A 13,952-nucleotide genomic window follows, 5' to 3' on the forward strand; every position below is an offset into this window, starting at 1 on the left:
ATCAGCGCGCAGGCCGCCGGAGCGCTTGGGATTCAGGCGGCTTGCGCGTGATCGGTGGATTCGGCGGAATCGGCGGAATCAGAGGGTTCGGCCGCTCCAGCGTCCTCGCCCCGCGCACGCCGCGCCGCGAACACCTCGCGCGCGGCGAACAAACCGTTGAGCGCGGCGGGAAAGCCCGCATACACCGCCATCTGCATGATCGTCTCGACGATCTCCGCTTCGCTCAGTCCCACGTTCAGGCCCGCCGCGATATGCACCTTGAGCTGCGGCTGCGCGTGGCCGAGCGCGGTCAGCGCCGCGATGGTCGCGATCTCCCGTGCGCGCAGATCGAGACCGGGCCGTGCGTAGATGTCGCCGAACGGAAACTCCAGCAGATACGTGGCGAAGTCCGGCGCGATATCGGCAAGCGAGGCCACCACCTGCTCGCCCGCGTGGCCGTCAATCGCCGTCAGCATGCGCAGGCCGCGCGCGAGGCGGCTTTCCTGTGCGCCGCCGGGCGCTGCCGGCGCGGGTTGTTGAAGGTTCGGGTTCGTCGGGTTCGTGACGGTTTGCATGCGCGTGCCTCTGCGAAGAAATAGGAGCGGTCGAATAGCCTTCGATCTTGGCGTCGAGCGCGAGGAGGCACGCCTGCATTTCGGCGATATGGGCACGCACCGCGTCGCGATGCTCGACGAGCAAGGCGCAGCGCTCGGCTTCGGTCGCGGCGCCTTCGGCGCGCAACCGGGCGTAGCGCAACATGCCCTGAATCGGCATGCCGGTGGTCTTCAGACGGCCCAGAAACGCGAGCCAGTCGAGAATCGAGCGGTCGTACGCGCGCTGCCCGGAACCGTCGCGCAATGCGAACGGAATCAGGCCGATGCGCTCGTAGTAGCGGATCGTATGCACCGACAAGCCCGTCAGGCCGGCCACATCGCCAATTTTCATGTGCTTCCCCTCAACGACAACCACGATGGTGAGACTTCGAGCGCGCTCCAGGTCAAGCGCGATTTTGCGCCCACGCCGGAGCGCTCCGTTCGAACCGGTTCGAGCGGCTCAGCCTAGCTGCGCCGCTGCGTGCTCCGCCAGGAAATCGACGAAACTGCGGATCTTCGGCAGAGGCTGCCGGTCCTGCCGATACAGCGCGTACACCGGCCGTCCCTCGGGTGCGAACGCGTCGAGCACGCTGACGAGACGGCCCGACGCCAGATCGTCGGCGACGAGAATGGCCGGTTGCAGCAGCAGCCCCGCGCCGTGCAGCGCCGCCTGGCGCAGGCCGTGGCCGTCGTTGCAGACGAAGTCCGTCTGCTCGGGCCAGCGGTTGTCGCCGAGCAGCCGCCAGCCGTTGCGGCGATCCCAGACCGCGTGGCTCAGACAGCGATGATCGGCGAGGTCGGCCAGCGTGCGCGGCGTGCCGTGCCGCGCCAGATACGCGGGCGCGGCGCAGATCGTCATGCGGTACTGGCCGAGCGGGCGCGCGATCAGATCGAGGTCCGGATCGAGCGCGCCGATGCGCACGGCGACGTCGAAGCCTTCATCGACGAGATCGACCACGCCGTTGCTCAGATCGAGGTCGATACGCACCTGAGGATGCGCGTTCTGATAGGCCGCCGCCAGCGGCGCGACCACGCACGCGCCCAGCGTGGTCGCCGCGCTGATGCGCAGCGTGCCGCGCGGCTCGGCGCGCAGGCGCTCCACCGACGCCTCCGCCAGCGCCAGTTGCTCCAGCACCTTGCGGCTTTCCTCGTAGAAGCGGCGGCCCGCGTCGGTGAGGCTTTGCGCGCGTGTGTTGCGCTGGAGCAGCTGCGCGCCCAGATGCGTTTCCAGTTGCCGCACGTGCTTGCCCACCATCACCGGGCTCAGGTCCAGCGCGCGCGCCGCCGCACTGAAACTGCCGCTGTCCACGGCGCTCACGAACACTTCGATACTGCGCAGCCGGTCCATGATTACTAACTCCTGGTTTCAGGTGAACGAAATTATCGTCCATTTATTCTTTTCGGTGTCAGGCGGATAGTGTGGGCATCCCGTTATCTTTTCGATGGAGCGATGCACATGAAAATCCTTCTGGTCGGCGCGAGCGGCGCCGTGGGCCGCGCGATCGCGCAGACGCTCGGCGAAACGCACACGATCGTGCCCGTGGGCCGCACGAGCGGCGCCTACCGCGCCGATCTCACCGACGACGCCAGCGTCACCGCGCTATTCCGCGAAGTCGGGACGGTGGATGCGATCGTCTCGGCGACCGGTCACGTCCATTTCGGGCCGCTTGCGCAGATGAACGCGGCGCAGTTCGACATCGGCTTGCAGGACAAACTGCTCGGCCAGGTGCGGCTCGCGCTGATCGGCCAGCACTATCTGAGCGACGGCGGCTCGATCACGCTGACGAGCGGCATCGTCGCCGAAGAACCCATCGCCCAGGGCGCGAACGCGACCGCCGTGAACTGCGCGATCGAAGGCTTCGTGCGCGCCGCCGCCACGGAATTGCGCGGCAACCGGCGCATCAACGCGGTGAGCCCGACCGTGCTGACCGAGTCGCTGGAACGCTTCGCGGGCTTCTTCCCCGGCTTCGAGAGCGTGCCCGCGCAGCGCGCGGCGCTTGCGTACCAGCGCAGCGTGGAAGGCGTGCAGACGGGGCGGGTTTATCGCGTCTGGTGAAGGTCCGGCGCGGGCGCGGTGAGCGCGTGCCGCCGCCTTCTCATCGGCTATCGGAAAATTCGGATTTAGCCGATGGATAGTGAGATGGCGCGCGCCTACGCTGGGGCAGGTCCAACGTCCGCCCCTCCGGCCCGCCATGAATACGCCCACGATCGATCCCCTCGCCTCTCACGCGCTTTACGCCGCAGGCCGCCACGCCGAGGCGCTCGCGCTGCTCGACGCCCTGCTCGAACACGATCCGGCCAATCGCGAGGCGCTGCATCTCGCGGCGCGCTGCCTGCACGCGCTCGAACGCGCCGACGCAGAGCATCCCGCCGGTTCCGCTGATATCGCAGACACCGCTCACGCACCGCCCGACGCCTCGCCCGCGCTCGCCACCGCGCTCCTCGCGCTCGGCAACCGCTTTTACGCGCGCAAGCAGGCCGCGCAGGCCGAACACGCCTGGCGCGCGGCGCTCGCCATCGAGCCGGACTGGCCTTCGGCGCTCGGCAATCTCGGGCTCGCCTTGCGCGACCAGGACCGCGCAGCCGAAGCCGAAACCGTGCTGCGCCAGGCGCTCGCCATCGCCCCCGATCACGCAGGAGCCCGAAGCAATCTCGCGCTGCTGCTCTGGCACACGCAGCGTCTGGACGCGGCGCACGCCGAATATCGGCACATCCTCGAACGCGAGCCCGACAATCTGCACGCCAACAACAATCTCGGCCTGCTGCTGCTCGACCTGAACCGCCAGCCCGAGGCCGAGGCGGCGTTCCGGCGCGCGCTCGCGGCCGACCCGAGCGTGCCCGAGGCGCACAACAATCTCGGCAACGCGCTCAACCAGCAGGCGCGCACCGATGAAGCGATCGCCGCCTATCGCCAGGCGCTCGCGCTGCGGCCCGACTACACCGTCGTCAAGGGCAATCTGGCGATGCTGCTGCTGCGCAACGGCCGCTATGCCGAAGGCTGGCCGCTCTACGAGGCGCGTCACGACGAAACCGTCGGCGAGCACGCGGTGAAACTGCCGCCGGTGCCGTGGCCGCGCTGGTGCGGCGAACCGCTCGACGGCAAGTCGATCATCGTCTGGCCGGAGCAAGGCTATGGCGACGACCTGCAATTCTGCCGCTACGTCACGCTGCTGAAAGCCCGCGGCGCGGCGCGCGTGAGCGTCGCGTGCGGACCCGCGCTCGGGCGGCTGTTCAAAAGCCTCGAACATGTGGATGCCGTCTACGTGCTCGACGGTCAGGGCACGATCCCGCGCCACGACTACTGGTGTTTCATGATGAGCCTGCCGCTGCGCTTCGGCACCACGGTCGAGACGATTCCGGCGCCCATGCCCTATCTGCGCGCGGACGCCGCGCTCGCGCAAAGCTGGCGCGAGCGGCTGCCGGCGCGCGGGTTCAAGGTCGGCGTCGTCTGGGCGGGCGCGCCGCGTTCGCACGATCGGCGGATGAACGCGATCGATCAGCGCCGCTCGACGCACGCACGCGACTGGCTGCCGATCCTGCGCGTGCCCGGCGTGCGCTTCGTGAGCCTGCAAAAAGGGGAAGCGACGCAGCCGCAGATCCACGCGCTGCCGGCGGAACTGCGTCCGCTCGATCCGATGGACGCGGCGCAGGATTTCGCCGATACGGCCGCCATCGTCGATGCGCTCGATCTCGTGATTACCGTCGATACGTCGATGGCGCACCTCGCGGGCGCGCTCGGCAAGCCGGTGTGGATTCTGTCGCGCTACGACGCGTGCTGGCGCTGGCTGCGCGAGCGTGACGATTCGCCGTGGTATCTGCGCGCGCGGCTGTTCCAGCAGCGCGCGCCAGGCGATTGGGGTGAGGTGATCGCTCGCGTGGCGCGCGCGCTCGATGCGTTAGCGAAAGCTTAAGCGCCGCGAGATCGACGCGCGCCGCTCACCGCAACAATCAGGACGCGCGTTCCGCCGCCAGCCGCACGTCCGCATCGGCGCGCGCGAGCAGGCCGCTGCAACGCGGCGAGAGATGGGCGAACGTCAGGTGCTTGCCCGCACGCTCGTAGCGCGCCTGCACCGCTTCGAGCGCGGCGATGGCCGAGTGATCGGCCACCTGCAGATGCGCGCAGTCGAGGCGCACCTGCGCCGGATCGCGCGCCGGATCGAACAGCGTCTGGAACTGCGCCGCCGAGGCGAAGAACAGCGTGCCGCGCAGCGTGTAGACGCGCTCGCCCGACGGCTCGTCGCGCATCTCGCAGCGGAATTCGCGCGCGTGCTGCCACGCGAAATTCAGCGAGGCGATCACGATCCCGCACATCACGGCGGTCGCCAGATCGGTGCAGACGGTGATCACCGTCACCGCGACGATCACCACGGCGTCGTTGCGCGGCACCTTGTGCAGCACGCGCAGCGAACCCCACGCGAACGTCTGTCCCGCCACGATGAACATCACGCCCACCAGCGCGGCGAGCGGAATGCGCTCGATCAGCGGCGACAGGAACAGGATGAAGAGCAGGATCATCACGCCGCTCGTCACGCCGGACAGACGACGGCGACCGCCCGAGCCGAGGTTGATGACGGTCTGGCCGATCATCGCGCAGCCGCCCATCGCGCCGAACAGGCCCGACACCACGTTGGCCGCGCCGAGCGCCACGCATTCGCGGTTGGGCTGGCCGCGCGAGGCGGTCACGTCGTCGGTGAGATTGAGCGTGAGCAGCGTTTCGAGCAGGCCGACGAGCGACATCAGCACCGCATAGGGCAACACGATGCGCAGCGTCTCCAGATTCAGCGGCACGCCCGGAATCGCGAACACGGGCAGGCCGCCCGCGATGTGCGCCATGTCGCCGAGCGTGCGCGCGGGCAGATGCAGCAACGCCGCCGCCGCGCCCACGCCGACGATCGCCACGAGCGCGGGCGGCACGGCCTTCGTCAGACGCGGCATCACGAAGACGATCGCCATCGTCAGCGCCACGAGACCGCACATCAGCCAGAGCGCCTGGCCGTGCATCCATTCCATGCCGTGCGCGCCCGGCAGCTTGAAGTGCTCGAACTGCGCGCGCGCGATGATGATCGCGAGGCCGTTCACGAAGCCGAGCATGACCGGATGCGGCACCATGCGGATGAGCTTGCCGAGCTTGAGCGCGCCGAACAGCATCATCAGCAGGCCGCCGAGCACGACGGTCGCGAACAGATACTGCGGGCCATGCTGCACCACCAGCGCGACGATCACCACGGCCATCGAGCCCGCCGCGCCGCTGATCATGCCGGGGCGGCCGCCGAACAGCGCCGTGATCGTGCAGATGAAGAACGCGCCGTAGAGCCCCATCAGCGGATTCAGGTGCGCGACGAGCGCGAACGCGATGCACTCGGGCACCAGCGCGAACGAAGACGTGATGCCGGCGAGCAATTCGCTGCGCAGCGCGGAGAACGAAAACGGCGCCGTGGAACGGCTCGGAGTGGAACGGGCGGATTCCATGGTGCGGGCGGTAGACCGGAAAAAGACGGGCAAACGGGCTGAAAGCGCGCTGCAAAACAACGCGACGAGGCGCGCGGCGCGCCCGGTCCGGATGCACCTGGACGGTGCGTCGGCGGGCCTGCGTACAAGGCCCGATAGGGCGCATCACTGTAAAACATGCAGGCGCACGCGCCGGAGTCCGGACGAACGGGAGCGCGCATGTTAACAGAATCGGCGTTGACGCGCAGGCGACGATGGCCTCGTCGAGCGCACGGGAAGCATTAAAGGAGGCGGAAAAGTGGCTACCTGAAATAGCCGAAAACTGGCTATTTTGAATAGCCGCTATCGCGACTACGATGACGTTCATCGCGCCACCCTTCCCCGGCGCGGCCCACTTCGAAGGAACGATCATGCAACAGCGTCTCGACTTCTACCGCGCCAATCCGAACGCCATCAAGGCCCTGCTCGGACTCGAAGAACGCGTCGAAAAGAGCGGCATCGACAAGCCGCTCGCCGAACTCGTGCGCCTGCGCGCCTCGCAGATCAACGGTTGCGCCTACTGCGTCGACATGCACGTGAGCGACGCGCGCAAGGGCGGCGAAACCGAACGACGTCTGGCCACCGTCGTGGTGTGGCGCGAGACGCCCTTCTTCACGGAACGCGAGCGCGCCGCGCTCGAATGGACCGAGGCGCTCACGCTGGTCTCGCACGAGCACGTGCCCGACGCGGTCTGGGAAGCCGTCAAGCCGCATTTCAGCGACGCCGAAATCGTCGACCTGACCCTGCTGATCAACGCGATCAATAGCTGGAATCGCCTGGCAATCGCGTTCCGCAAAATGCCCGCCTGAGAGGCGCGCCATGAAGACGATTCTGCAAACCGCGCTGGCGTCGCTTGCGTCGCTGATGGTCGCGCTCGCGTCGATGAACACCGCGCAGGCGCACGACGCCGCAAGCGAAACCATCGCCCCGGTCATGAAGCAGGCGATTCCGGAAGCGCCCGGCAAGAACGTGCTGATCGCCACCGTGACGTTCGCGCCGGGGCAGGCGTCCGAGCCGCACATGCACAAGGGATCGGTGTTCGCCTACGTCACGCAGGGCCATATCGAATCGCAGATCGAAGGCTCGCCCGCGCGGACCTATGGCCCCGGCGAGGCGTGGTACGAGCCGCCCGGCTCGCGTCACCTCCTCGCGCGCAACGTCAGCGCGACGGAGCCGGCGCAGATCCTCGTGTTCGCCGTCGCCGGCGAGCACGATGCGATCAAGCAGCCGATTCCGCACTAAGCACCGGGCGCGAAGGCCGCGCAGTGCCTCAGTTCGGCACGTAACCCGTCGGCAGCGTCGTGTTGGCCTTGGCCACCGTCGCGTTGTTCGACACCACGTAGACCGGCGACTCCGTGAGGTTCAGCGTGACCGTGCCGTTGCTGTAGGCCACCGTCGACGGATTGCCCATCATGTCGAGCACCGTGACCGTGCCGTTCGTACCCGGCGCGTCCACCGCGAGGCTGTACGCCGTGCTGTACGTCGAGCTATAGCCCGCGCTGGCGTTCCACACGGTGTTGTTGTGGGTCCAGAGCGCCGTGATCACCGAGCCGTTGTTCAACTGCTGGAACGCGTAGGCGTAGACGCCGGACGGCACGCCGTTGACGGGACCGAGCGTGTTGGTGCCGTCGATGATGCGCGTCATCGCCGCCACGGCCATCGCCGCCGGTTTCGGGCTGATGTTGGTTGCGCCGTACTGGCCCTGCGCATCGGCGAGATCGAAGAACGTGCCGTAGCCCACGAGGCCCGGGAAGTCCGCACCGTAGAACACCCACGTCTGGTCCGCGCCTTCGCCGAGCGCGATCAGGTGTGCGCGCGCGGCCACCGCGCCCTGCGCGTACAGCACGTTGGCCGTCGGGTAGTTCGCGCCGTACGACGAGCCGTTGTCGTAGCTGATGCCCACTTCGGTCTGGAACAGCTTCATGCCGGGCTTGTAGTCGGCGGCCATTTCACTGCGCAGCGTGCGCATCTGGCCGATCAGCGACCCCGACGCCGTCGACGGATCGGTCGCCAGCCGCTCAGGCGGATACGACGGCGACGTGCCGTTGATGTCGTAATAGCCGTGCGTGGTCACGCCATCGAGATACTGAGCGAAGCCGAGCGACGCGAGCGTGCGCAACTGCTCGGCAGTGCCCGAAGGCGCGGTATCGGCCGGACCCATCAGCACGGCGTGCGGATCGGTCGAATGCAGCCCTTGATAGACGGTCTGATAAAGCTGCACGAATTGAGCGTTCGTGCCCGCCCACTGCGCGTCCGGCTCCCACGTGAGCTGATAGTAGTTGGCCGACTGATTCTTGAAATACGTAGTCCGAATTAAATTCGATTCGGTGCCCACGCGGCTCATGTAATCCTGATAGTACGAGAGATCGGTGGGCGGCAGTGTCTCGTCCTCGAAGGCATTCGTCGGGCTGGCCCACGCGGGAATGCCGTCGAGACGGATCAGGCGCATCACGTTGCCCGAGGTGAAGAACGGATCGAGATTATTGGCGTTCGGATTGAAGGTGTTGGGGCCGTTCGGCTCCATGTTGTAGAGCTCGCGATGATCGAGCTGCCACGAAATGCCGAGCGCCGAGAGCACCGCGGCGTTGCCGTCCTCGCCTTGCATGCCGAAGCGGTGCAGGTCCTGATGCGCATACGTCACCGCGGGAATCACGCTACCCAGAGCGGGCAGCACGCCGAAGGTCGCGTTGCCCGCGGGCCGCGTGCCGGCCGAGGGAATCTGGCCGCCCGCGCTGGCGAGCGAGGCGGAGATCGCGAAGTAACCCGCGAGCGTCGACGAGCAGTTCACCGTCGTGGTCACCGCGCCCGCCGTGACCGGCGTGGTGCCGCTCGCGGCCACGTTGCCGAATTGATCGGCGATCGACCAGTTCAGCGTGTCGGGCGACGCGGCGTTGGTCACGATCGTCACCGGAAAGCTCGCGCCCGAGGCGAAGATGCGGCCGCTTTGCGCGCTCGGCGTGTCGGCGGACACGAGCGTGCCGCTGGCCGTCGCGCTCGAGGCCGAAGGCGCGCCGCAGGTCATCGCGCCCTTCGCCACGACGGGCGAATCGGTGCCGCCGCTGGCGTTGACGGCGTTCGAGCCCGCGTTTTGCGCGCCGCCGGACGCGTTGGCGTTCGTGGTGTCCGAACCGGTCCCCCCGGACCCGCCTCCCCCGCAAGCCGCCAGTAGCAGCGATGAGGAGAGCAAAATAAGAATGGGCTTCATCGTTTGTAATAGGCAAAGCGACGCCCAGCCAGCAGCGGCGCTCGCGCGCCCGGCTGCAGGCCGAAGGTCTGGTATGAGAGGTCGGCGGACGCCGCGCATCGGTCGAATGCGCACTTCGTCCGTCAAAACGAGGGCGCGGCTGGCACACCCGGTCGAACCGGCGTATCTGTCCTTTTCGCCTGGGCGCGGGCGCGCCGGGAGCGCGCCGTTGCGGCGATTGCGTCGTCGGGACTTGCGGCCTTGCGCGGGTTCCCAAGGGAATTTGGGGGACATGCGCCTTCGGTGAGCCGAAGCGGCAAATTCACTGCTTAAAATCAGATCATTCGCGGCGGCAGATCTTACCTGGCATTTCTCCTGATATATACCAATTCGACGTAAGAAAGTGTTACATAAGGCAATACAAAACCGAATTGCCGATAATTAAATTCGTTACCGTCGAAATCGCGTCCATATCGGGAAATTTTTGCTTCGGTGCGCGCACGCTGTCGTGCGATGACCGCGAATGATGACCACTTGAGGCCTATAACGGCGGACTTGAGGGGAACTGAAGAGGTGCGCGAAAATTATGTCTGGTGGATACCGGCCCTGTTTTAATTCTAATTTTTATTGCAATGACGGGCCGGGTTCGCTTTTCGACGCAATATGATTACATTTTCATCGGATGAATAAACCATCCGATGAAAATGTAATTGAAATCATGACATCGTGAATACCCGCTGATTACGCCGGCTGGGATTCGCGCTCGCGTTCCAGTTCGCGCACGAGCGGCAGCACCTTCGCGCCGAAGTACTCCACTTCTTCGATGAAGTGCAGAAAACCCGCAAGCACGAGGTCGACGCCAATCGCCTTGAGCGCGACGATGCGCTCCGCAATCTGGCGCGGCGTGCCGATCAGATTGGTGCGGAAGCCGTCGTTGTACTGCACGAGGTCCTCGAAGGTCGATTTCGCCCAGTTGCCCTCGCCTTCGGGCGACGCCTTGCCCGCCTCTTTCACCGCGCTGCCGAAGGCCTCCACGGCCTCCACGTGGGCATGGCGCACGATGTCGTCGAGCACCGCGCGGGCTTCCTCTTCCGTGTCGCGCGCGATCACGAACGCATTCACGCCAATCTTCACGCTGTGCTGGTTCTTCTGCGCTTTCGCGCGAATGTCGTCGATCTGCGCCTTGAGATTCTCCACCGTGTTGCCGTTCGTGAAGTACCAGTCGGAGACGCTCGCCGCGTTGTCGCGCGCGGCGCGCGAACTGCCGCCCTGAAACACCTCCGGATGCGGCTTCTGCACCGGCTTCGGACTCAACGTGTAGTTGTTGAAGCGATAGAAGTCGCCCTTGAACGTGAAGTTGTCCTGCGTCCAGATGCCCTTCACCGCCTGAATGAATTCGTTCGAGCGCCGGTAGCGTTCGTCGTGCTCGAGCCACGCCTCGCCAATCGACGTGAATTCATCCTTGAACCAGCCGCTCACGATGTTGATGGCGATGCGCCCGTTCGAAATATGGTCGATGGTCGCGATCTGTTTGGCGACCACGGCCGGATGCCACGGACCGGGCAGGATCGCGGCGATCACCTTGAGCTTCGTGGTGGCATGCAGCAAGGCCTGACTGAACGACACCGATTCGTGCTGATACTGCGCGCCGTAACCGGCCGTGAAGCGGATCTGGCTGAGCGCGTAGTCGAAACCGGCTTTTTCGGCGGTCTGCGCGAGCTTCTGGTTGTATTCGAGGCTCCAGTCGGTGCGTTGCTCGATCTTGCTCACGACGAGACCGCCGCTCACGTTCGGCACCCAGTAGGCGAATTTGATGGCGTCGTCGGCGGGAGTGCGCTGGCTCATGGTCGGCTTCCTGAAAGATGAGTGGAGTGAGCGGTCCCTCATCTTTGAGGATTTGCGCACGCGGCTGAACGATTTTCTCGTGCTATGAAAAGTCGCCTGACTGCTATGCGCGAACGGCATTGCGAAGCGATTGCGCCGGTTCGATCGTCGTAGCGGACAGCGCGTCAATCTGCCAGCGGCTTTTCCACCGTTATCGTGACTGCCATTTGGAACCGCTGTAACGGACACGATCATTCCCTCTAATCCGGCAATATCGTCTTTAAACTGTGGCGTAATGACGCACTATTCGCCTGACTGGTAACGCACGACGAACCGCCATACAGAGATCGCGAAAATTCCGCAATGCGGCGTCATCGCCCTGAATCGCTGCAATTTGAATGGAGCGACGCGGGTCTCTGACGATTTCCGCACAATGCATTCCCCATACGGATCGCCATGGCTCAAACGCCCGTCATTGAACTCATTAGCGCGCCAGCTTTAGCGCCCTGATCCGTTCCCGGCCTTGAACCGCGCCTTTCCCGACGACAGGTTTGTCCTTTCGTATCGTTTTATCCGGAAAACCGGGATGACGCGCGATGACGCCGAATGCCCTCGAAGCATGCCAATAATGCGACCTGCAGCGCATAAAGACTATCGAGATCACAACATGAGGGGGACATTTCATTCTGTAAAAGATTATTTGCGTTATCTCAAATCATGACGGTAAAGGCGCGATCTGTTGGATGAGTGCAACGGCATTGGAGTGCGACAGCGATATATTTCGTCCGTCCCAACCCGGCAGATTTACACCGCTCATATTCAGCTTGTCTATGAGTAATTGCCTCAGAAACAGGAACGTGCAGAATGAACGTGAAATTCAATAAGAAATTGGTCGTGGCAGCGGCGCTCAGCGCTTTCGGCATTGCCGCTCACGCACAAAGCAGCGTCACGCTGTATGGCTCGCTCGACGCAGGCATCGCGTATGTCAACAACGCGGGCGGCCATAGCGACTGGCTTCAGTCGAGCAGCCTGCTCTCGAATACCTATTTCGGTTTGAAGGGCGCTGAAGACCTCGGCGGCGGCCTGAAGGCAATCTTCAAGTTGGAATCGGGCTTCAGCCTGTCGAACGGCGGCTTCAGCAACGGCTCGATGTTCAATCGTCAGGCGTACGTCGGTATTCAAAGCGCCCAGTACGGCACGGTCACGCTCGGCAAGCAATACGACTCGGTCGTCGACTATCTGTCGCCGCTGTCGCTGGCCGGCCAGGCAGGCGTGGTCAATCTCGCCGCCCACCCGTACAACAACGACAACATCGGTGCGCAATACTCGATCAACAACGCGATCAAGTATGAAAGCGCCAACTACGCCGGCTTCCACTTCGGCGGCCTGTACGGCTTCAGCAACGATCCGGGCCAGTTCTCGAACGGCCGCGCATGGAGCGTGGGCGCCGGCTACTCGGCAGGCCCGCTCACGGTGGCCGCCGCGTATGACCAGACGAACACCGACATCAACGGCACCACCAACTCCAACGCCGCGGCCACGACGCTGCTGGGCGGCGACGTGAAGCGCACCTACGGCGTCGGCGCGACCTACGCGTTCGGCCCGGGCACGGCTGGCGTGTTGTACACGCACACGCGCATTCAAGGCGCTTCGTTCGGCGTCACCGGCCTGAACGCACGCTTCGACAATATCGAAGTCAACGGCACGTACAGCCTCACGCCGGCACTCGCGATCGTGGGCAACTACACGTTCACGTACGGCAAGACGACCGGCGCGGGCACGAACTCGAGCGATCCGAAGTGGCATTCGGCCACCCTCGCGCTCGACTACTCGCTGAGCAAGCGCACCGACGTCTACGTGGCCGGCGCCTACCAGCACGCTTCGGGCAATGTCTACGACAACGGCACGGACGTGATCGGCAATACGGCCAACATTGCCGGTCTGATCGGCAACTCGACGACGCAAAACCAGGTGGCGGCAACGGTCGGCATGCGCCACCGCTTCTAAGCCACGCCGCGCAATCGGGCCGGTTGATCCGGCCTGAATTGCGGACAACAAAAAAGGCGTCTCCGCCGTGACGGAGGCGCCTTTTTTACCGCGGTTTGATGGCGTTTAATCGCGGATCGCTGCACCGGAAAGTCCAGGGAATTTGCTGATTCCCGCTTTTTTCATGCTTGTTCACTTCGACTTGATGCCGCCTGCTTTCCGGGCGGCTTTTTTTTGCTGCCGACGCGAGGCCTACCGGCAGCCTTCGGGAATCGCATTCCAGCGACGCACGGCGCGGCTTTCGCGGTCGAAACCCAGCACGCTGATCGACGCCGTATCGAGGTAGAAATGCGCGCCAAGCGCCGCCGAGTCGCCGACCCAGCAGCCCGCCAGCGTACGCAGAAAATGGGCATGAGAAAACACGGCCACGCGGCCGCCGTTTCCGACCATCGAGAGCAGACTTTCGACCACGCCACGCGCGCGCGTCTCGATCTGCGCGAGGCTTTCGCCTTGTGCGATCGACGAGCGCCATACACTCCAGTCCGGTTCGGTCTCGCGGATCTCCGGCGTGGTGCGGCCTTCGTAGACGCCGTAATCCCATTCGAGCAGATCGGCGGACACGACCATGCGATCGCCAAGCCCCGCGAGCTTGCAGGTCTCGATCGCACGCGACATGGGGCTCGCGAGCACGGCGTCGAACTGCACGTCGGCGAGCGGCTTCGCGAGTGCGCGCGCCTGTTCGCGACCATGCCCGGTCAAAGCGATATCGGTACGGCCCGTGTGCTGGCCGGTGCGGCTCCACTCGGTTTCACCATGACGGATCAGCCAGACTTCGCGGGGCTTGGCAGGGGATTTCGCAACGGCGGGCATCGGGTAGCTCCAGAATGAACGGCGTGGTC

Annotated in this window: 12 protein-coding genes; 5 read left to right on the forward strand and 7 right to left on the reverse strand. The window is 65.0% G+C overall.

The features are described 5' to 3' along the window. Positions 1–32 precede the first annotated feature (32 nt). From G5S35_RS32205 to G5S35_RS32215, 3 genes are all read right to left on the reverse strand, one after another. Complete coding sequence (locus tag G5S35_RS32205) at positions 33–455, reverse strand: carboxymuconolactone decarboxylase family protein (protein ID WP_176080326.1); 423 nt, start codon at positions 453–455, stop codon at positions 33–35. Then, the gene (locus G5S35_RS32210) at positions 439–924 is read right to left on the reverse strand and encodes a MerR family transcriptional regulator (protein WP_065059015.1); all 486 of its coding nucleotides are present in this window, start codon (positions 922–924) and stop codon (positions 439–441) included. Before G5S35_RS32210 ends, G5S35_RS32205 begins: the two co-directional genes overlap by 17 nt. Before the next feature lie 108 nt (positions 925–1,032). Then, positions 1,033–1,920, reverse strand: coding sequence for a LysR family transcriptional regulator (locus G5S35_RS32215; protein WP_183040496.1), 888 nt, complete (start codon positions 1,918–1,920; stop codon positions 1,033–1,035). A 108-nt stretch (positions 1,921–2,028) separates the two neighbouring features. On the opposite strand from G5S35_RS32215, the gene G5S35_RS32220 reads away from it, so the two are divergent. Further along, positions 2,029–2,628 (forward strand): short chain dehydrogenase, encoded by a 600-nt coding sequence (locus G5S35_RS32220; protein ID WP_065059013.1) that lies wholly within the window; start codon positions 2,029–2,031, stop codon positions 2,626–2,628. Between the two features lie 136 nt (positions 2,629–2,764). Beyond that, on the forward strand, positions 2,765–4,483 hold the full coding sequence (locus G5S35_RS32225; protein WP_183040497.1) for a tetratricopeptide repeat protein: 1,719 nt from the start codon (positions 2,765–2,767) through the stop codon (positions 4,481–4,483). A 37-nt stretch (positions 4,484–4,520) separates the two neighbouring features. Here the strand turns inward: G5S35_RS32225 and G5S35_RS32230 are convergent, their stop codons facing one another. Then, positions 4,521–6,041 (reverse strand): SulP family inorganic anion transporter, encoded by a 1,521-nt coding sequence (locus G5S35_RS32230; RefSeq protein ID WP_074985129.1) that lies wholly within the window; start codon positions 6,039–6,041, stop codon positions 4,521–4,523. Between the two features lie 389 nt (positions 6,042–6,430). Here G5S35_RS32230 and G5S35_RS32235 point away from each other — a divergent pair, with 389 nt between their 5' ends. After that, on the forward strand, positions 6,431–6,868 hold the full coding sequence (locus G5S35_RS32235; protein ID WP_065059139.1) for a carboxymuconolactone decarboxylase family protein: 438 nt from the start codon (positions 6,431–6,433) through the stop codon (positions 6,866–6,868). Positions 6,869–6,878: 10 nt separating this feature from the next. Beyond that, the gene (locus tag G5S35_RS32240; protein WP_176080329.1) at positions 6,879–7,301 is read left to right on the forward strand and encodes a cupin domain-containing protein; all 423 of its coding nucleotides are present in this window, start codon (positions 6,879–6,881) and stop codon (positions 7,299–7,301) included. Positions 7,302–7,329: 28 nt separating this feature from the next. Here G5S35_RS32240 and G5S35_RS32245 read toward each other — a convergent pair whose 3' ends face one another. Together G5S35_RS32245 and sfnG are read right to left on the reverse strand one after the other, a co-directional pair. Next, positions 7,330–9,264, reverse strand: coding sequence for a hypothetical protein (locus tag G5S35_RS32245; RefSeq protein ID WP_183040498.1), 1,935 nt, complete (start codon positions 9,262–9,264; stop codon positions 7,330–7,332). Between the two features lie 720 nt (positions 9,265–9,984). After that, positions 9,985–11,088, reverse strand: a complete 1,104-nt coding sequence (gene sfnG / locus G5S35_RS32250) for a dimethylsulfone monooxygenase SfnG (RefSeq protein WP_176080331.1) — start codon at positions 11,086–11,088, stop codon at positions 9,985–9,987. A gap of 843 nt (positions 11,089–11,931) precedes the next feature. Here sfnG and G5S35_RS32255 point away from each other — a divergent pair. Beyond that, positions 11,932–13,074, forward strand: a complete 1,143-nt coding sequence (locus G5S35_RS32255) for a porin (protein ID WP_065059006.1) — start codon at positions 11,932–11,934, stop codon at positions 13,072–13,074. Positions 13,075–13,305: 231 nt separating this feature from the next. Here the strand turns inward: G5S35_RS32255 and G5S35_RS32260 are convergent, their stop codons facing one another. After that, positions 13,306–13,923 (reverse strand): histidine phosphatase family protein, encoded by a 618-nt coding sequence (locus G5S35_RS32260; RefSeq protein ID WP_124262742.1) that lies wholly within the window; start codon positions 13,921–13,923, stop codon positions 13,306–13,308. Positions 13,924–13,952 lie beyond the last annotated feature (29 nt).

The sequence above is a fragment of the Paraburkholderia tropica genome, from assembly GCF_014171495.1.
Classification (GTDB): Bacteria; Pseudomonadota; Gammaproteobacteria; order Burkholderiales; family Burkholderiaceae; genus Paraburkholderia; species Paraburkholderia tropica.